This is a genomic window from Vagococcus sp., from assembly GCF_036639995.1.
GTDB lineage: Bacteria > Bacillota > Bacilli > Lactobacillales > Vagococcaceae > Vagococcus.
Genome location: NZ_JAVWHO010000004.1, coordinates 37,488 through 56,051 on the forward strand (window position 1 = coordinate 37,488; position 18,564 = coordinate 56,051).

The 18,564-nt window shown below is 32.5% G+C and carries 19 protein-coding genes and 1 other RNA gene; 17 read left to right on the forward strand and 3 right to left on the reverse strand.

Features of this window, described 5'->3' with window-relative positions; translation table 11 throughout:
- Nucleotides 1–15: 15 nt before the first annotated feature.
- A complete protein-coding gene (locus RR554_RS02595; protein ID WP_332462693.1) occupies nt 16–2,298 on the reverse strand; it encodes a PBP1A family penicillin-binding protein in 2,283 nt (760 codons plus the stop codon).
- Nucleotides 2,295–2,915, reverse strand: a complete 621-nt coding sequence (gene recU, locus RR554_RS02600) for a Holliday junction resolvase RecU (protein ID WP_332462731.1) — start codon at nt 2,913–2,915, stop codon at nt 2,295–2,297. Before recU ends, RR554_RS02595 begins: the two co-directional genes overlap by 4 nt.
- Before the next feature lie 264 nt (nt 2,916–3,179).
- Between recU and gpsB the strand changes: the two genes are divergently transcribed.
- The 13 genes from gpsB (at nt 3,180) to RR554_RS02665 (ending at nt 14,531) form a co-directional block, all read left to right on the forward strand.
- A complete protein-coding gene (gene gpsB / locus RR554_RS02605; protein WP_332462692.1) occupies nt 3,180–3,605 on the forward strand; it encodes a cell division regulator GpsB in 426 nt (141 codons plus the stop codon).
- Nucleotides 3,606–3,630: 25 nt separating this feature from the next.
- Nucleotides 3,631–4,004: RNase P RNA component class B (rnpB, locus tag RR554_RS02610), an RNA gene on the forward strand.
- An 88-nt stretch (nt 4,005–4,092) separates the two neighbouring features.
- Nucleotides 4,093–5,250 (forward strand): THUMP domain-containing class I SAM-dependent RNA methyltransferase, encoded by a 1,158-nt coding sequence (locus tag RR554_RS02615; RefSeq protein WP_332467367.1) that lies wholly within the window; start codon nt 4,093–4,095, stop codon nt 5,248–5,250.
- 1 nt (nt 5,251) lies between these two features.
- A complete protein-coding gene (locus RR554_RS02620) occupies nt 5,252–6,751 on the forward strand; it encodes a carboxypeptidase M32 (RefSeq protein WP_332467368.1) in 1,500 nt (499 codons plus the stop codon).
- Between the two features lie 120 nt (nt 6,752–6,871).
- Entirely contained in the window at nt 6,872–7,735 is an 864-nt protein-coding gene (locus tag RR554_RS02625; protein WP_332467369.1) for an ROK family protein, read from the forward strand.
- Between the two features lie 86 nt (nt 7,736–7,821).
- Nucleotides 7,822–9,165, forward strand: a complete 1,344-nt coding sequence (locus RR554_RS02630; protein WP_332462688.1) for a TrkH family potassium uptake protein — start codon at nt 7,822–7,824, stop codon at nt 9,163–9,165.
- A gap of 142 nt (nt 9,166–9,307) precedes the next feature.
- Complete coding sequence (locus RR554_RS02635; RefSeq protein ID WP_332462687.1) at nt 9,308–10,198, forward strand: fructose bisphosphate aldolase; 891 nt, start codon at nt 9,308–9,310, stop codon at nt 10,196–10,198.
- A 124-nt stretch (nt 10,199–10,322) separates the two neighbouring features.
- The gene (locus tag RR554_RS02640; protein WP_332467370.1) at nt 10,323–10,997 is read left to right on the forward strand and encodes an NAD(P)H-dependent oxidoreductase; all 675 of its coding nucleotides are present in this window, start codon (nt 10,323–10,325) and stop codon (nt 10,995–10,997) included.
- Nucleotides 10,994–11,170: a hypothetical protein gene (locus RR554_RS02645; protein WP_332462685.1), complete on the forward strand. Its 177-nt coding sequence runs from the start codon at nt 10,994–10,996 to the stop codon at nt 11,168–11,170. Before RR554_RS02640 ends, RR554_RS02645 begins: the two co-directional genes overlap by 4 nt.
- Nucleotides 11,171–11,236: 66 nt before the next feature.
- Nucleotides 11,237–11,818, forward strand: coding sequence for a hypothetical protein (locus RR554_RS02650; protein WP_332467371.1), 582 nt, complete (start codon nt 11,237–11,239; stop codon nt 11,816–11,818).
- Nucleotides 11,819–11,997: 179 nt separating this feature from the next.
- The gene (locus RR554_RS02655; RefSeq protein ID WP_332467372.1) at nt 11,998–12,870 is read left to right on the forward strand and encodes an ABC transporter ATP-binding protein; all 873 of its coding nucleotides are present in this window, start codon (nt 11,998–12,000) and stop codon (nt 12,868–12,870) included.
- Between the two features lie 2 nt (nt 12,871–12,872).
- A complete protein-coding gene (locus tag RR554_RS02660) occupies nt 12,873–13,628 on the forward strand; it encodes a hypothetical protein (protein WP_332462682.1) in 756 nt (251 codons plus the stop codon).
- Nucleotides 13,629–13,781: 153 nt separating this feature from the next.
- Entirely contained in the window at nt 13,782–14,531 is a 750-nt protein-coding gene (locus RR554_RS02665; RefSeq protein ID WP_332462681.1) for a tyrosine-protein phosphatase, read from the forward strand.
- 52 nt (nt 14,532–14,583) lie between these two features.
- Here RR554_RS02665 and RR554_RS02670 read toward each other — a convergent pair whose 3' ends face one another.
- Nucleotides 14,584–15,063 (reverse strand): methylated-DNA--[protein]-cysteine S-methyltransferase, encoded by a 480-nt coding sequence (locus RR554_RS02670; protein ID WP_332462680.1) that lies wholly within the window; start codon nt 15,061–15,063, stop codon nt 14,584–14,586.
- Between the two features lie 94 nt (nt 15,064–15,157).
- Between RR554_RS02670 and RR554_RS02675 the strand changes: the two genes are divergently transcribed.
- From RR554_RS02675 to RR554_RS02690, 4 genes are read left to right on the forward strand one after another with little or no spacing between them, the layout of a single operon-like run.
- Nucleotides 15,158–16,525, forward strand: coding sequence for a bifunctional metallophosphatase/5'-nucleotidase (locus tag RR554_RS02675; protein ID WP_332467373.1), 1,368 nt, complete (start codon nt 15,158–15,160; stop codon nt 16,523–16,525).
- 13 nt (nt 16,526–16,538) lie between these two features.
- Nucleotides 16,539–17,147, forward strand: a complete 609-nt coding sequence (locus tag RR554_RS02680; protein WP_332462678.1) for a YutD family protein — start codon at nt 16,539–16,541, stop codon at nt 17,145–17,147.
- A 10-nt stretch (nt 17,148–17,157) separates the two neighbouring features.
- A complete protein-coding gene (locus tag RR554_RS02685; protein ID WP_332462677.1) occupies nt 17,158–17,922 on the forward strand; it encodes a TIGR01457 family HAD-type hydrolase in 765 nt (254 codons plus the stop codon).
- Nucleotide 17,923: 1 nt separating this feature from the next.
- Nucleotides 17,924–18,559, forward strand: a complete 636-nt coding sequence (locus RR554_RS02690) for a TIGR01906 family membrane protein (protein WP_332467374.1) — start codon at nt 17,924–17,926, stop codon at nt 18,557–18,559.
- The last annotated feature ends 5 nt before the right edge of the window (nt 18,560–18,564 follow it).

Sequence of the window (18,564 nt, forward strand, 5' to 3'; positions counted from 1 at the left end):
ATTTCTCTTTTTTTATTATTTAGGAGGAGGCGTGCCGCCGTCGGTTTTGCCACCGTCGTCTTTGCCTCCATTATTATTGTTACCACCGTCATCTTTACCGCCATTGTTGTCATTACCACCGTCATCTTTACCACCATTATTATCATTACCACCATCATCTTTGCCACCGTTATCACTACTACTTGTAGGTGGAGTAGGAGGAGGTGTTGATGATGAAGGAGTTGGTGTTGTAGGCGGTTCAGGTTTCTCAGATGGTTTAGCAATATCTGGAGCACTTGAACTTGATGTTGGTGCTATGTTTTGACTTGAACTATAGCTGTAATTACCGTAATTCTTAGTGCCTTGATTGCCAACATGGTCTTGAAGATAGACTTGATTACCAACTCGAACCACATCATCGGGTTGTTTCCAGTCAGAAGCTTCAAGGTTTTGGTATAAGAAGGTCATATAGTTACGATAGATATCCATTGCTACTTGTTGATCTGACACAGGAATAGCATTGAAATAATCATCATAGCCTGTCCATACAGCAAATGAATACTTAGGTGTGTAGCCAACAAATGAAATGTCAGGACTTCCATCACCCTTAACTTTAGGTAAGGCATCATCTGAATAGTTAGATGTTCCTGTTTTACCAGCTTGAATGATTTGCGGAATTTGCGCATTCACACCAGTACCACGAGATATAACATCTTTTAACATATCAGTAATAATATAAGCAGTCGATTCTTTCATCGCTCGACTACCTTTTGGTTCAATCTTTTCTTCAGTGCCATCTTCATAAACAATTTTGCTAACATAAGATGGGTCATAATAAACGCCACCATTAGCAAATGCTGCATATGAGGAAGCAAGTTGAACAGTCGAACCTTGCATAGAAATTGCAGTTGATTCGTACACATCATTTTTGAAGCCAAGTTTATGAATAAATTCTTTTGCTTTGTCATCGCCAACTTCTTTTTGTGCTTTTAAAGCAGGGATATTACGGGAGTCAACGAGTGATTCTCTCATAGTTAAACCGCCACGATAAGCACGGTCATAGTTATAAACTGGTGTTCCATCCGCGTATTTGTAAGGTTCATCAACAAATATTTCACCTGAACCATAGCTCAAGTCTTCAACAGCAGGACCGTAAGCTACTAAAGGTTTTGATGTTGACCCAATATCACGTTTATTTTCAACGGCTCTATTTAAACCAAGTTGTGATTGTTCTTTTGCTTTACGACCACCAATTTGTGCTCTAACAGAACCCGTCTTCACATCTACTAAAGTACCAGCTGCTTGGAATTCATCATCTGGGAAATTAATAGAAGAGTTTTCATTGTTCATTAAATTATAAAGATAAGTCTGGGCTTCTAAATCCAGATTTGTATGAACTTCTAAACCATCTGTATAAATATTCTTTTTCGTTTTCTTTTGAACTTCTTTGATAACTTCATTGACATAGTTATCAGTGACAACTTTCATTGTTGAATCTTCTTTAAGTGGAACAAGACCTTGATCCACTGGTTCAGCAATGGCAGCTTTGTAATCTTTTTCAGATATTTTTTTATCTTTGTACATTTCATTTAAGACCATATCACGTCTTTTTTTAGCTGCATCCTTATTGAGATAAGGGTCATAGCTATTAGGCGCTTGTGGAATACCAGCTAAAAGGGCATATTGAGAAAGTGATAAATCTTTAAACTCTTTGCCATAAAATGTCTCAGCCGCTGTTTTCATGCCATAAACACCATTAGACATATAAACACGGTTAATATAATACGTTAAAATTTCATCTTTTGATTTTTTCTTTTCTAGTTCAACTGATAACCAAGCTTCTTGCGCTTTTCTTTTTAAGGTTTGGTCTTCCTTTTTATGAGAATAATAAGAAAGTTTAATTAACTGTTGCGTTAATGTGCTACCACCTTGTGTGCTGTTTCCTTTAAGGTTAGAAAAGGCAGCACCAGCAATACGAATAGGGTCTACACCGACATGTTTTTCAAAACGTTTATCTTCAATAGAAATAATAGCACCTTTTAAAGTAGGTGGAATTTCATTTGGGGCAATTGTTTCTCTGTTTTTCTCACCAAGAGTTAAGAAAACATTGCCTTTTGAATCAAGTAACGTAGAAGAACGCGTATCCTCTAATTTGGCGTAATCAAGCTTAGGAGCATCTTTTACATAGTAGAAGAAAGTAGCGCTCCCAATAATTAAAGGAATACAGATTAAAGAAAGTAAGACAATACAAGTAACAAGTATTGCTTTTCCTTTGTTTCGTTTTCTTTTGGGAGGTTGTCCCGTTGGTTCATTTCTCATTTAAAATAGTCTCCTTCTCCAAAATATCGATCTAATGTTTCAAGATATGGAATTCTGGGTGAAAATCCTGGAATTATTTCGTATCCTTTTTTTTCAATATCTGATAAAGGAATCGATTTTCTTCCATTGGTGTATTTTTTTTTCCAAAATTCAATAACAAGGCTAGCTGGTACTAGAAAGTATCGTTTAATGGATGAAAAGCAGATTAAAACAAAAACAATACCCTGTTGGTTTAAGCACCTTTTCATATGAACAATTTGATGTTCATGGAAATTAGTCAGGGGAAAAGAAGTTTTGTTTTTTGTTTCTTTTGCTTCAAAATCAATATACCTACCTTTGTAAACACCATTATAATCAGTGGTGGAAGCTTCTTTGAAATAAGCTTCTTTAATGACTGCAGCACTTCTTTTAGGGTAGTCTACACTAACAATTTGAACTGGTGTAGGTTTCTTATGAATAACTGCTATGTCTCTGTCTAGATAATATTGATTTGTTTGGTTTATCTCAGCCTCAAACGTCATCCCTCTATTCGCAAAATTTACAGGTCTTTTTTTCCCAGTATCTTTTTTTAGAGATGAAAGCTGATGAGAGCTTCCTTTCGGATAATTTATAGTCAGATATATCACACTCCTAGTCCGTATTATATCAAATCTTTAATTACATTGAAAAGGAAATAAACAAAAACTTCATCATATATGCCCTTAATTTAAACAATTTTATAAATTTTTTAATAAAATAGTTGTGTTATATAGTAAAAATCTTTATAGTAGACATGGATAGGACAACTTTCAGTTTGATTTATTAGGAATAATTAGATACAATTAGAACATTATGAAATGTAGGTTTTACTGGAGATAGTAATTAAAAATGAGGTGTATTAATTGGCTAAGTTAGTGTATTCAGCTAGAGATATTTTACAAAAAGAGTTTAAAACCAAAGTTAGAGGCTATGACCCAATTGAAGTAGATGAATTTTTAGATAATGTCATTAAAGACTATGAAGCTTATAATCAAGAATTATTAGCATTAAAAGAAGAAAATCATCGATTAGTTAACAAAGTAGATCAGTTAACACAAAATCAAGCAACATTATCAAGAATGAAACAAGAAGCTCCTAAAACAACAGCTGTAACTAATTTTGATATTTTGAAACGTTTATCAAATTTAGAAAAACATGTTTTTGGTAGTAAATTAGAAGAGTCACCTATTTCAAGTGACATTTCTGAAAATGCTAAAAACACATTAAATAGCGCAGCTCAAAAAGTTTTAAATGATAACGACGATTTAGATGCAACAAGACGCTTTTAAATATTATTAGAAATAATTGTCTGTAGTTTTCGGATAATCGCAGTCATCACTAGTTGATGGTTGAGGAAAGTCCATGCTCGCACAAACTGAGATGTTTGTAGTGTTCGTGCTTAATGAAAAAATAAGTTAAGGTACTCTTTATTAAAAGAGTAACGGCAGAAAAAACAGCTAAGGCGTGAGCTATGCTGGAGTATTCTTGAAAGTGCCACAGTGACGAAGTAATTTTAGAAATAAAATTAGTGGAACGGGTAAACCCCTCGAGCGAGCAACCCAAACTTATGGTAGGGGCACCTTTCTCAGGTAAATGAACTTAGAGAAGGGACAGAGAATTCTGTAGACAGATGATTATCGTTACTATTTTGTCCTGACAAATAGTAATACAGAACATGGCTTACAGAAAACTACAGCTTTCAGGGTTGCCTTCCTTTATTTGGAAGGCTATTTTTATATACAAAGACGACTATAAAACATAAAGGACGATAAAAATATGAAGGAATTTAAATTAGTTGCAACAGCAGCTAGTGGTATAGAAGCCTTAGTGGGAAAAGAATTAAGGAATTTAGGAATAGAATGTGATGTTGAAAACGGTAAAGCAATTTTTAATGGGGACCTTGAAACAATTGCAACTACAAATTTATGGTTAAGAACAGCAGATAGAGTAAAAATAATTGTCGCTGAATTTGAAGCAACTACTTTTGAAGAGCTTTTTGAACAAACAAAGGCCATTCACTGGGAGGATTTACTACCAATGGATGCTGAATTTCCAGTTTCAGGAAAGTCAATTAAATCCACATTGTTTAGTGTCTCTGATTGTCAGGCAATTACTAAAAAAGCTATTGTTAATCGCTTAAGTGAGTACTATTCACGTTATGGTCGTTTACCTGAATCAGGAGCTAAATTTCCAATTGAAGTAGCTCTTTTAAAAGATAAAGTAACAATTACGTTAGATACAACAGGACCAAGTCTTTTCAAACGTGGTTATCGTTTGGAAAAAGGTGGTGCACCGCTGAAAGAAAATATGGCAGCTGCTATTATAGAATTAACGAATTGGCGTAAAGAACGCCCATTTTATGATCCAGTTTGCGGATCCGGAACGTTTTGTATTGAGGCAGCCTTAATTGGCAGAAATATGGCACCTGGTTTCAATCGCGACTTTATGTTTGAAGCGTGGCCTTGGGTGGATAAGAAAATTGTTGATAAGGTAAGAGATGCAGCAGAACAACAAGTGAATTATGATGTAGAGTTAGATATTTTAGGGACAGATATTGACCCAAGAATGATTGAAATTGCCAAAAGAAATGCTGAAGAAGTTGGTTTAGGAGATGACATTACTTTTAAACAAATGAATTTAAGTGATTTCACAACAGATAAAGAATATGGCGTGATTGTTGCGAATCCACCATATGGTGAGCGTTTAGGAGAAGAGGATAAAGTACGTGCCCTTTATAAAATTATGGGACGCACGTATAAACCCTTAGATACTTGGAGTAAATACATTTTAACCAGTGATCTAACTTTTGAAACACATTATGGTAGCAAAGCAACTAAGAAGAGAAAACTTTATAATGGAGCACTTCGAACAGACTTATTCCAATACTGGGGCAAACGTCCACCAAGAAAACCAAGAGAAGAAAGTGTGAACTAAGATGACAAAAGAACAAGAATTTTTAGCTTACTTAAAAGAAATATCTTTATTAAACGAAGCTGTGGGACTAGCTGAATGGGACAGCCAAACAGGTATGCCAGAAAAAGGCTCTAGTTACCGAGCTGAAATGTCTAGTTATTTATCTGGTCTTGCATTTGATAAAGCAACGAATGAAACAATGGCAGATTTCATTGCGTTTTTTGAAGAAAATCCAGAAGAATTATCTGATTTTGGAAAAGATGTTTACAATAAAACAAAAGAAAACTATGATTTGAATAATAATATTCCAGTTGCGTCGTTCCAAGAATACATGAAACTTCTTTCAAATGCCCACAGCACATGGGTTAAATCAAGAGAAGCGAAAGATTATAGTGTATTTAAAGAAACTCTTGAAAAAATTATCAAGATGACTAAAGAGTTTATTCCTCTTTGGAAAAAGCAAGAAGCAACTAATTATGATGTGTTATTAAATCAGTATGAACCTGGAATGACAACAGAAATTTTAGACGATGTTTTTTCTCAAGTTAAAGAGGGTATTATGTCCATTCGAAAAGAGATTGAAGAAAAGGGGCAAGTACCTAGAACTGATTTTGTTCATTACAACGTTCCGATTAAAGTGCAAGAAGAGTTTGTGACGACAGTGATTAAACGACTAGGTTATGATTTTTCAAGAGGTCGTTTAGATAATACCGTGCATCCGTTCATGTTAGATTTGAATCGTAATGATGCTCGAATTACAACTCGTTGGATGGAAAATGATTTTTCTGTGGCAACGTTTGGTACGATTCATGAGGCAGGACATGGTATGTATGAGCAAAATATTGATGCAAAATATGATTACACGCCATTAGCAGGTGGAACATCAATGGGAATTCATGAATCTCAATCATTATTTAACGAAATTATTATTGGTGGTAGTCAAGCATTTTGGCAAAAACAATATCCGTTATTACAATCATTATCAGGAGATACGTTTAAAGAAATCAATGCAGAAACATTCTACAACGGCTTGAAGGAAACTAAGTCTAGTTTGATTCGTATTGAGTCAGATTCATTAACCTATCCACTTCATATCATTATTCGTTATGAAATTGAGAAAATGATTTTTAACGATGAGATTGAATTAGAAAACTTACCACAAATTTGGAATGATAAATATGAAGAATACTTAGGAATTCGTCCAGAAAATGATTTAGAAGGTATTTTACAAGATGTTCATTGGTCAGGTGGAAGTTTTGGGTACTTCCCGTCTTATGCTTTAGGGTATATGTACGCAGCTCAACTTCATCATGCAATGAATCAAGAGATAAATGTAGAAGATATTCTTGCTTCTGATGATTATTCACCGATTAGAGAATGGTTAACCAAAAATATTCATCAATATGGTAGCTCAAGAAAACCAAACCAATTAATTATGGATGCTACAGGAGAGGCTTTGAATCCTGAGTATTTAATCAATTATATGCGTGACTTATATTTTAACGTATATGGCATAAAATAAAAGATAGACCCAAGTAAAACATCAACGGTGTTTCATTTGGGTCTTTTTTAATATGGATAAATAGTGTAGTAAAATGTGATAAACTTAACCTATAAATTAAATAAAGCGAGGGAAGTTAATATGAGATTAGGAGCAATTGAAGCTGGAGGAACAAAATTTGTGTGTGCAGTTAGTGATGAGAATCTGACAATTATTGAAAGAATAACTATTCCAACAACGACACCAAAGGAAACAATGAAAGCTGTCTACACTTTTTTTGATAAATATCAGGTGGAAGCTATTGGTATTGGTTCATTTGGACCAATTGATGTTAATCCATTGTCTGAAACTTATGGAAATATTACATCAACCCCAAAACCAGGATGGCAAAACTTTCCTTTTTTAACAGAGATGAAAAAAAGATATGCTATTCCTTTTGCTTGGACAACGGATGTGAATGCAGCTGCGTATGGTGAACTAAAAAACGGTGCTGCTCGTCAAAAAAGGAGCTGTATGTATCTAACGGTCGGAACAGGTATTGGTGCCGGAATAGTGGTGAATGAAAAAATAATTCAAGGCTTTTCTCATCCAGAAGCTGGTCACGTTCTTATTAGAAGACACAGCAAAGATGATTATGAGGGAAACTGCCCATTTCACAAAGATTGCTTGGAAGGAATGGCATCAGGGCCAGCTATCGAGAAACGTTTTAAAAAGCCATCAAAAGAACTATCAAAAGAACATCCAGCTTGGTCACTAGAAGCCTATTATCTAGCTCAAGCTCTTGTTGGGTATACATTAACATTATCACCTGAAATAATCATTTTAGGCGGTGGTGTTATGAAGCAAACACAACTATTTTCTATGATACAAGAAGAGTTTAAAAAGCTATTGAATCATTACGTTGAAACGCCTCCTGTTGAAGCCTACATTGTTCCTTGTGAGCTAGGAGATAATGCAGGAATTGTTGGATGTTTACTTCTTGCAAAGGATAAATTAAACAGCTAAAGAATGTTTTATGAAAAAGAGGGTTGTACTCTTAAGTGATGAACGGTAAAATGAATCAGAATAAAAAATTTATTGAGGGACATTGAATGACAAATAAAAAAAGAAAGTTTTTTAAAATTAGTAATGTTCAATTTATAGCGTTAATGTTTTTAATGATTATTTTTATAGGCTCAGTTTTATTGTGGCTACCTATCATGCATCAACCAGGACAAAATTTACCGTATATTGATTCTTTATTTGTTGCAACATCCGCAGTATGTGTGACAGGCTTAACGCCAATCAATATTTCAGAAGTATTAAATCCATTAGGTCAAACCGTTATGATGGTATTAATAGAACTTGGTGGTCTTGGCTTTATGTCAGTGGCTTTGATTTTAGCCTTAATGTTTAAAAAAAGATTATCTTTTCAATCAAGACTTTTAATGAAAGACATGCTTAATTTAGATAGTCATGGTGGTGTTGTTAAACTATTGAAATTTGTTATTCGCTTTTCATTTGTGGTTCAATTGATCGGCGCGATTTCTTTAGCAACACAGTTTATTCCAGAATATGGAATAAAGAAGGGACTATTTTTTAGTGTTTTTCATTCCATATCCGCTTTTTGTAATGCAGGCTTTGATTTATTTGGAGATAGTTTACTAGGTTATAAGGACAATAGTTTTGTGTTAGTCGTTATTGCACTTCTGATACTCTCAGGTGGTTTTGGATTTATAGTATGGTATGATTTGATTCACTTTAAGAAAGAGCGTAAATTATCACTTCATACAAAAATCGCTTTATGCGTCTCAGCATTTCTCGTTGTATTTGGAACGGTTATTTTCTTTTTTACAGATGCAGCAGGAACAAATGGATTGGGCAATAAACTAGCAAACAGTTTCTTCTTGAGTGTGACTCCAAGAACAGCAGGATTTGCATCGATTGATTACGGAGCAATGAGTTATGCTGGAATTATTTTAACCATTGTGTTGATGTTTGTTGGTGGTACCTCAGGCTCAACAGCAGGTGGAGTTAAAACAACGACGATTGGTGTTTTAATTGTTCAACTATTTAGTTTGTTAAAGGGAAGAGAAGATGCTGAAGGATTTGGTAGAACAATTCCATTAAAAACGGTATTAAAAGCCTTTATGTTTGTATTTTTCTCAAGTTTGATTTGTTTTGTTAGTTCATTGGTCTTAGCGATGACAGAAGCCATTCCTTATCAATCTGGAATAGAATATGTTTTGTTTGAAGTCGTTTCAGCTTTTGCCACGGTTGGTTTAACAATGGGATTAACACCAAATTTAACAGTCTTTGGTAAACTACTAATTATGTCATTGATGTTTATTGGTCGTGTAGGCTTGTATACAGTTATTTTTGCGTTAATTAGGAAAGAAGTTAGTGCACAAAGCTATAAATTCAATTACCCAAAAGAAAATGTTTTAGTTGGATAAAAAAAGCCGAATTCTCGGCTTTTTTTCTTACAGTAAACTAAGTATAAAATGAAGAAAATTTCATGAAAAAACGATTTTTCTTAAAAAAAAGCATGATATGTATTATAATGAGCATATCATAAGATAAGGGAGAGAAAAGAATATGATAGATGAGAAAAAATTGAAAGTCATGTCAGAAAAGCCAGGTTTTATAGCAGCCCTAGATCAAAGTGGCGGTAGTACACCAGCTATTTTAAGAGCTTATGGTATTCCAGATGAAACGTATCAAACAAATGAAGAGATGTTTAATTTAATGCATGACATGAGATATCGTATTATTGTTAGTCCAGATTTTTCTTCTGAACATATTTTAGCCGCTATTTTATTTAGTGACACGATTAAAAGAACCATTGAAGGCATTAACACTTGTGAGTATTTGTGGGAGAAAAAAGGAATTATTCCTTTCTTAAAAATTGATCAAGGTTTAGATGTTGTGAGAAGTGGTGCGCAAATGATGAAACCAATTGAAAATTTAGAAGAAAAATTAGTGGAAGCTAAAAAACATTATATTTTTGGAACAAAAGCACGCTCTCTTATTTTAAATGCTAATGAAGTTGGTATTAAGGAAGTTGTGGAACAACAATTTGATTTAGCTAAAACTATTTTTGCTCATGACTTAATTCCAATTATCGAGCCTGAAATTGATATCCATAGTCCTGAAAAAGCAAAATCAGAAGCACTGTTAAAAGATGAATTGAAAAAACAATTAGATCAATTAGATGATGATGTAAAAGTTATTCTGAAACTAACATTGCCATCAGTTCCAGATTTTTATCATGAATTCATTGATCATCCAAACGTTGTTAGAGTGGTGGCTCTTTCTGGTGGTTATCGAAAAGCAGAGGCAGATAAAAAATTAAGCGAAAATCATGGAATGATTGCTAGTTTTTCTAGAGCATTAGAAGAAGGTCTTGCCTATCAAGAAACAGATATGGAGTTTGAATTTGCTTTAAAAGAAAGCATCGATTCAATATTTGAAGCATCGATTCAGTAAAAAGTTAAAGATAAGAAGTGAGGAGGTCTATTGATCTGTTCACTTTTTTTATTTTTGCTAGTAAGCTTATTAACTGTTTTTTTTAATAAAAATTGGTATGATGTGTGAGATTGGAGTGGTCAATATGAAGAAGACTTTAGTAATTATTGCTCATCCGGAAGTCGAAAGTTCGAGTGTTCAGCGTTTTTTAATTGATAGTATAAAAGAATTACCATGTGTTGATCATTATCTTCTAAGAGAAGAGACACCAGATGTTTTAGCTGATAGAGTTAAATTAAAACAATATCAGCGGATTATTTTTCAATTTCCTATGTACTGGTATAGTGCACCATATATACTAAAAAAATGGTTGGACGAGGTATTTTCAGTCGAATTTGCTGAAAACCATCTAACTGATAAAGAACTAGGAATTGTTGTGAGTTTGGGTCTTTCAGAACAAAATTTTGCTTCTGGTAGGTCTGAAAAATATACACTTTCTGAAATTTTTAGACCATTTGAGGCGTTGGCAAATAAATGCCATATGATATTTTTACCAATTTTTTCAATTCCTTTATTCTCTTACTTAGAAGAAAAAGAAAAGAAAAAGCTGCTTATAGCATATGAGCAATATCTAACGAAAGAAAACCTAGCAACATTCCAAAGTAAGGAAACATGGTTTAAAGAAAAATTAAATCATATGATAGAGGGTAATACGGAAGAAAAAGAAAAGCTAGCTAATATACTTAGTGTAATGGAAGCAAATCGAGAAGAACTTGAGGATTTGTTAGTAATAGTTAAAGAGATGAGGCTTGAAGAATGAGCGAAAAAGAATGGGTATTATTAGAAGTAAAAGAGCTCGCTGAAAAAGCCCAAAGTTATGAAAAGAAAGCCTTTTTTCAAGAACTTGAAGAAATAATACTAGAACAATATAAACGTATTGACCAAGCAAAAAGCGAATTAGATGGAAACTTATGGAGCCCTAAAAAATGGTGAAAACACTTTATTTTCCCTTTTTTTATAGTATACTAGTGAAAAGACTTGAAAATTTTAGGTGATGAGATGAGAAAAAAAATTATTTTATTATTATTGATCCCTTCTTTATTTTTAGTAAGTTGTGGAAAAAAAGAAAAAGCCCAATCTACTAAAGTAAGTACTGAGGATAAAGGGATGGTCATTAAAGATGATGAAAAAAAAAGAAGCGACATAATTAATAATATTTTAGTAGGAAAATCTAAAATAAGTTTTAATAATACTTCTTATGATGTGATGTCAGATGGTGAATTTACTCAAAGTAATTTATGGGGAACATTCCAAAATAAAAAAGACAAAAAAACGAGTATCCAAATCAACGCCTCAGACAATGAACAAAAAATTTATGGTGATTTGTCTGGCTATGAGCTTGAAGATGTTAAATGGGATGTTGAGGAACCTGTTCAGTATTTGGGTGTAATGGAAGAAGCTTTACAGTATTCAACAGATAAGAAAACATTAATGTTTAAAGCACGTACTGGAGATGTTATTTTTTCAGTTACAATGTTTGGTAAAGAAAAATTAACTAATAAAAATGTTTTGGAATTGAAAAAATTAGCAAAAGGAATTAAGGTAGAGTTTGTTAATGGGCAAGCGACTACCAATCAATAAAGATGACAAAAAAGAGCAAATGAACTAAAATAAGTCATTGTTCTTTTTTTATTTAAAATATTTTGTTTTTAAATTGTCGCGATTTGTTAATAGTTTGATATGCAGTCGTAATATTTGTATAATATCATGGGTTAGTAGTTCTGTATTAACGGGATGATTTAGAAAGGAAAAAAATAATTATGACAATAGAAATTAGAGGGATGTCTAAAACAGCAGATGATCTTCTAGTCTTGAATGATGTTGATCTAGTTTTAAAAGAAAAAACTATTTATGGTTTACTAGGCCAGAACGATTCAGGAAAAACAACATTAATGCGTTTAATCGCACATTTAAGATTTCCAACAGAAGGATATATTGAAGTTGATCAACTTGATATAGAAGATCATCCAGAAGCGTTACAAAATGTTTATTTTCAAACGCATGATAACATTTACCCTAAACGAGCAAAATTAAAGCATATTGTAAAATGGATGGGGCAATTTTATCCAAATTTTCAAACAGAGGTTTGCCAATCACTTATTGAAAAATATCATTTAGATGAAAATGATTACTTTAGAAAATTGCCTTTAAAGAAAAAAACATTATTTAGAAGTTGTTTAGCTTTTAGTAATGATGTAGATTACTTATTGCTGGATGAACCAGCATTTTCTCTTGATGCTTATCATAGAAATGCTCTTTATCATGACTTACAGGCGAGTTTTGATCGTCATCCAAAAACAATTATTCTGTCAACGCATGCTATTGATGAAATTGAAGAATTAATTGAACGAGTTGTTATTTTAGAAGATGGACAAGTCTTGATTGATGACAACGTGGAAACACTTATTAGTCGCGCTTACTCAGTTAAAGGTGAAGAACGCGATGTCCGTGAATTTTTACAACAGAAACAGATTTTAGGTCAAGAATATCGTAATGGGATTATTAAAGCGTATGTTCAGTTAGAAAAAGAAGAATTGCCAAAATCAGATCAATTAGAATTAAAACCGTTAAACTTACAAGAATTGTTTATACAATTAACTCGTGATGTATACGGGGATAGAGGGGGAGAATAAGTATGAATAAAAAGGCTGTTATTCTGACCCAATTAATCCAGCAATTAAAATTATTAGCAATTTTTATTGGATTTTATATTTTGTTTTTAATAGGAGCAACAGGAATTGAAAAGATGACAACTTTGAATGTCTCTTTTGACGGTATTAGTTATGTTTTAGTGATGTACCTTGTTGTTTTTACTTGGATGAGTTTTTTAACAAATATTACATTGTATAGCTATCATTCATACAGTAGGAAAACAATTTTAAATCGTACGGTTATTGTTCAGTTGATTATTAGTTTTATCTCAAGTTTATTAATTGAAGCACACAATCTTTTGATGACATACATCCCATTTTTCTCGTTTATCGAACCAGATGATAGCGTGAGAGTGGTGTATACAAATCAACTTACGTCACAAGAAGGTCTACGTTATGTGTTATCAATCATTTTTGTAACATTAGTCATTTTTAGTGTGTTACTACTAACTGATTTAGTGTTAATTGCCACGTATTCAATGAGAAAAAGAACGGTAATAATTATTCTCTTTACTTTACTAGTGCTTATTTTAGGTGCATTGTTTAGTTTACCTTATTGGTCGAAAGAAATGTTAAGCCTTATGATTACCGTACTAGGTTTTGTCTCAGGTACAGGGCAATCAATTGTACCAAGCATAGTTATTCCGGCTATTTTACTTGTTTTAGTTGGTGTTATCTCGTATTTTATTAGCTTAAAATTAGTCAAAAAACTTGAGGTACACAAATCTATATTTATTTAATATTCATAAAGTTTCTCTATCTATTTATGCAGATAGGGAAACTTTTTTCTTTAAATATTAAATAAACCCCAATATTTTGAAATTGTGGTATAATGTTTTAAATTTGATTTTAACGTAGTAATTAAAATCACATAGCTTGAAGGGAGATACACAATGAAATCATTAGTTAATTTTAGAGATATAGGAAATATACCAACAGTTGATGGACGAACAGTCAAGTCAGGCTTCTTTTTAAGAAGTGGTGAAGTCGTTAATGTTGAAAATACAGTTATAGATCGCTTACTAAACGAGTATCGTTTACGGACTATTGTTGATTTAAGAGGAAAAAAAGAAACGACAGAGCGTCCAGATGACAAAATAGTTGGTGTTGATTACGTTAATATTGATATTTTAAAAGATGTTAAGGGGCAAGGAGCTAGTTTTGAGGAGTTACTTCAAGGTTCACACTCAGCAGATAAAGGTATGTTTGATTTATATGAAGAGTTAATTCTAACAAAGGGTGCAAAAAAAGGTTATCAACAATTTTTAGAAATGATTGTTTCTAATCCAGAAAATCCTATTTTATTCCATTGTTTTGCTGGAAAAGATAGAACAGGTTTAGCAGCAGCTTTGATTTTAGGAAGTTTAGGTGTTTCTAAAGACTTAATTTTTAAAGATTATTTATTAACTAATGAATTAAGAAAACCAGCAAACCAACAAATTATAGATCAACTGAAAACGCAAGGATTAACAGATGATCAATTACAAGAAGTATTAGTGATGATGAATGTTGATCAACGTTATTTAGATCATTCCTTTAAAATTATAGATCAAGAATTTGGTGGCTTTGAAAAATATGTTGTAGATGAATTAAACATGTCAGCTGGTTTCTTTGATGAAATGAAAAATGCTTACACAGCTTAAATAAAAAAGAAATGACTTCGCTTGTTTTTTACGAGGTCATTTCTTTTTCACTTTATTTAGAATAGGTTTTATGTTCCAAATTAAGTAAAAATTCCTTGATAAGTGCACCATTTGTGGAGTTACCCATATATCCGCCAAGTGTGCCATTTTTTGCAGTTACACGGTGACATGGAATAATAATGGGAATTGGATTTTTTTTATTTGCTTGACCAACTGCTTGTTGTGCTTTAGGAGAATTAACAGCTTGGGCAATTTCTTGATAGTTTCTAATTTCACCGTAAGGAACATCAATTAGAGCACGCCAAACATTTTTTTGAAAATCAGTACCAACTGTTAGATGTAGTGGTACAGTGAACTGAATAGGTTTACCGTTAAAATAAGCAGTTAGTTCTTTTTTAGCTAAATCAAGATGTTTTTTCATAGAATCAGTTAAATCGGGTTCTTTTAGTGGTGCGTCAACATAATGGATAGCAGTAATGCCTAAATCATCTACTTCAATCCATAATTTGAGAAAATCAAACTCTAAATACATTATGTCACATCCTTTTGTAATCTCATAATATCCGATTTTAATAACTTATGGTAGTATTAAGCAGTATAGATATAGGGAAAGGTAAGTTTTTTTAATGAAAGAAACGATACATATATTACATACCAATGATTTACACTCGCATTTTGAAAACTGGCCAAAAATCAGACGGTTTTTAACTGAAAAAACAACTCAATATGAAAAAGGAGGAATCGATTATACCCTCACTGATTTAGGTGATTTTATGGATCGCTATCACCCTTTGACAGATGCAACAAATGGCCTAGCAAATATTGAAATAATGAATCAAGTACCATATGATTATGTGACTATTGGAAATAATGAAGGAATAACAAACAGTAAGCAGCAATTAAATAATTTATATCAAGAGGCGAATTTTAAAATTCTTTTAGCCAATCTACTAGATAAAGAGACAATGTCAATTCCTGAATGGGCAGATGTATACCAAATTAAACGGTCAAAAAAAGGAACCAAAATCGGCTTTATCGGTTTAACTGCACCAATTGACATGTCTTATGAATCGTTCGGATGGGAAGCGTTAGATCCAATTGAAACATTAAATGTTTGGTTACCCGAATTGAAGAAAAAAGTAGATGTGATTGTTTTATTATCTCACTTAGGATATCCAGACGACAAAATAATCGCAGAAACATTTCCTGAAATTGATGTGATTATTGAATCTCATACACATCATCTTTTCAAAGCAGGCAAGATGGAAAATGAAGTACTTTTAGCAGCAGCAGGAAAATTCGGATTTTACATTGGAGATGTTGAATTAGTTATCGAAAACGGAAAAGTTATTTCTAAGTCAGCTGAAACAATGGAGACAGCAACTTTAAAAGAGCAAACGATTGATATGGTAGAAATAACCAATTATCAAGTTGAAGGTGAAAACTTATTAAGTGATCAAGTTGTAGGTGTTCTCCCAACAGAATTTGAACAAAATTCTAATTTAATGACTTTAACACTTGAAGCCATGAAAGATTACGGGCAAACTGATGTAGCTATTTTAAATACAGGAGTTATCTTAACTGATTTAAAGAAAGGTAAAATAACAAAGAAAGACCTTCATGAGTGCTTACCCCATCCAATGAATTTGATAAAAGTAACACTAAAAGGACGCGACGTGCGACGGTTAGTGTATGAAATAGAACGTTCTAGAGGATTTCTATTTAAATTTAAAGTAGTAGGTATGAAATTTAGAGGAAAATATTTTGGTGAAATGTGTTATGATGGTCTTACTTATTGTAAAAAATCACATGAAGTAAAATGGCGTGGTCAAGTGATTGATGATGATAGAGAGTATGAGTTAGTTACAGTAGACCATCTGTCTTTTTTACCTTTTTTTCCAACTATTGAAATAGCAGGAAAAATTAAAATGTTAAGTTCAGATTTTTTAAGAACTGTGTTAGGGTCATATATTGAAAAAAAGTTTAGTAAATAATAGAGGTGTAATAATGTCTAAAGAAAGCAAAAATGAGTCAGTAGTAGAAGCCTCAGTAGAAGTTGAAGAAGAGGTTGATGAAGTCTTACAAGAGATGCTGGCGAATTTCAAACCAGAAAGTTTTCCATTAGCTAATGGAACGTACAAACTAGTTAAGAACTATCGTGATGGATTTGATTATGAAGCACTGATTAAACGCTATAATGATGTATTGGAAAAATATGATTATATTGTTGGTGATTGGGGCTATGACCAACTTAGGTTAAAAGGTTTCTTTATTGATGATTTTAAAGGAGCACCAGTTGATGCTAAAATCAGCACGTTAGAAGATTATCTATATGAGTATTGTAATTTTGGTTGTGCGTTTTTTGTCATCCAACAAATTGGAGATTTTAAAAGGCGTGGAAGAACAAATCAAGGCCCGAATAAGAAAAGTAATAAACCTAAAAATAAAGCTTATACAGACGAGAAAAAATTTAACAATAATAATAAAAAAAATAAGAAACCAAAATTTAAAAGTAAACCACAACAAAGTGCTCAACCAAAAAAAAATACAAGTAAAGCAAAAGAATCAGCGTCACCTAAGCATCAATTTACAATAAGAAAAAAAGAAACAGATTAAGAGGGTAATTATGACATATAAAGGTTATTTAATTGATTTAGATGGAACTATCTATTTGGGTGAAAAGCCAATTGAAGCAGGTAAACGATTTGTTGATAGATTGCAAGAAAAAGAAATACCTTTTCTCTTTGTAACGAATAATACAACCAAAACACCTGAGGCCGTTCAAAATAGATTGGCAACTATTTTTGATATTCATGTACCAAAAGAAACGGTCTATACAGCTACATTAGCGACAGTTGATTACATGAAGGAAAAATCTTTGGGAAATAAAGTGTATGTTATCGGGGAAGAAGGCTTAAAGGAAGGAATATTCTCATCTGGTTTTAAGTTAGAAGAGGATCATCCTGATTATGTCGTTGTAGGTCTAGACTCAGAAATCACCTATGAAAAATTAATTGTTGCGACACTTGCGATTAAAAATGGTGCGCACTTTATCGGAACAAACCCAGATAAAAATATTCCAACAGAGCGCGGGTTATTACCAGGGGCGGGAAGTTTGATTGCACTACTTGAAACATCAACCCAAACAAAACCAGTGATTATTGGAAAACCTGAAGCGATTATTATGAACAAAGCGTTAGAAAAATTACAATTAACAAAAAAAGAAGTCATCATGGTTGGTGATAATTACGAAACAGATATTAAGGCTGGAATTAATAATGATATCGATACGTTACTTGTGTTAACAGGTTTTACTAAAAAAGAAGATGTTCCTAAGTTACCTGTCCAACCAACTGTTGTGATTGATTCTCTAGATGATTGGCATTTTTAAAATGAAGCAGTTAAAGAGAATTAGTGAAGTAGCAATCGTAGTTTTATTTTTACTAACTCTTGCTATCACGTTGACCATTAATTCAAAATGGTTATATTTAATTGATATCAATTCGTTAGATATTATGGATTATCTAGATGTAACTAGATCAGAATTAGTTAAAAACTATGAGCAATTGATGAATTATCTCAATTTTTTCTGGATTAATCCACTAAAAATGACAGATTTTCCAGTCTCAGAAAGTGGTGCTTTGCATTTTTATGAAGTAAAGCGACTGTTTCAAATTAATTATGCTGTTCTTATTATATCTATAGCTCCTAGTTTTATGATATTAAAGAATCGATTTAAAACGGGAAGACTATGGCTGTTTATTAGACCTTTTTCTTATTTATTAGCTGGTTTAATCGCGTTAATTATTTTTATGGCGGCAGCATTTGATATTTTCTTTGTTAAGTTTCATGAAGTCTTTTTTAATAATGACGCATGGGTATTCAATCCTGTGACGGATCCTATTATATTAGCGTTGCCTGAAGAATACTTTATGCATTGTTTTATCCTGTTTTTTGTTTTGTTTATCGGTTTTCTTTGTTTAGTTATACTACTTGGAAAAAATCAATTGAAAAAATTACAAAAATGAGGCTT

Bases quoted from the DNA above. Each gene is read 5' to 3' on its own strand.
- RR554_RS02665 (WP_332462681.1), top strand. From the start codon at position 13,782: ATGAAATCATTAGTTAATTTTAGAGATATAGGAAATATACCAACAGTT.
- RR554_RS02645 (WP_332462685.1), top strand. From the start codon at position 10,994: ATGAGCGAAAAAGAATGGGTATTATTAGAAGTAAAAGAGCTCGCTGAA.
- RR554_RS02670 (WP_332462680.1), bottom strand. From the start codon at position 15,063: ATGTATTTAGAGTTTGATTTTCTCAAATTATGGATTGAAGTAGATGAT.
- RR554_RS02635 (WP_332462687.1), top strand. From the start codon at position 9,308: ATGATAGATGAGAAAAAATTGAAAGTCATGTCAGAAAAGCCAGGTTTT.
- RR554_RS02690 (WP_332467374.1), top strand. From the start codon at position 17,924: ATGAAGCAGTTAAAGAGAATTAGTGAAGTAGCAATCGTAGTTTTATTT.
- RR554_RS02620 (WP_332467368.1), top strand. From the start codon at position 5,252: ATGACAAAAGAACAAGAATTTTTAGCTTACTTAAAAGAAATATCTTTA.
- RR554_RS02660 (WP_332462682.1), top strand. From the start codon at position 12,873: ATGAATAAAAAGGCTGTTATTCTGACCCAATTAATCCAGCAATTAAAA.
- RR554_RS02650 (WP_332467371.1), top strand. From the start codon at position 11,237: ATGAGAAAAAAAATTATTTTATTATTATTGATCCCTTCTTTATTTTTA.
- RR554_RS02595 (WP_332462693.1), bottom strand. From the start codon at position 2,298: ATGAGAAATGAACCAACGGGACAACCTCCCAAAAGAAAACGAAACAAA.
- RR554_RS02685 (WP_332462677.1), top strand. From the start codon at position 17,158: ATGACATATAAAGGTTATTTAATTGATTTAGATGGAACTATCTATTTG.
- RR554_RS02625 (WP_332467369.1), top strand. From the start codon at position 6,872: ATGAGATTAGGAGCAATTGAAGCTGGAGGAACAAAATTTGTGTGTGCA.
- RR554_RS02675 (WP_332467373.1), top strand. From the start codon at position 15,158: ATGAAAGAAACGATACATATATTACATACCAATGATTTACACTCGCAT.
- RR554_RS02680 (WP_332462678.1), top strand. From the start codon at position 16,539: ATGTCTAAAGAAAGCAAAAATGAGTCAGTAGTAGAAGCCTCAGTAGAA.
- RR554_RS02630 (WP_332462688.1), top strand. From the start codon at position 7,822: ATGACAAATAAAAAAAGAAAGTTTTTTAAAATTAGTAATGTTCAATTT.
- RR554_RS02615 (WP_332467367.1), top strand. From the start codon at position 4,093: ATGAAGGAATTTAAATTAGTTGCAACAGCAGCTAGTGGTATAGAAGCC.
- RR554_RS02655 (WP_332467372.1), top strand. From the start codon at position 11,998: ATGACAATAGAAATTAGAGGGATGTCTAAAACAGCAGATGATCTTCTA.
- RR554_RS02640 (WP_332467370.1), top strand. From the start codon at position 10,323: ATGAAGAAGACTTTAGTAATTATTGCTCATCCGGAAGTCGAAAGTTCG.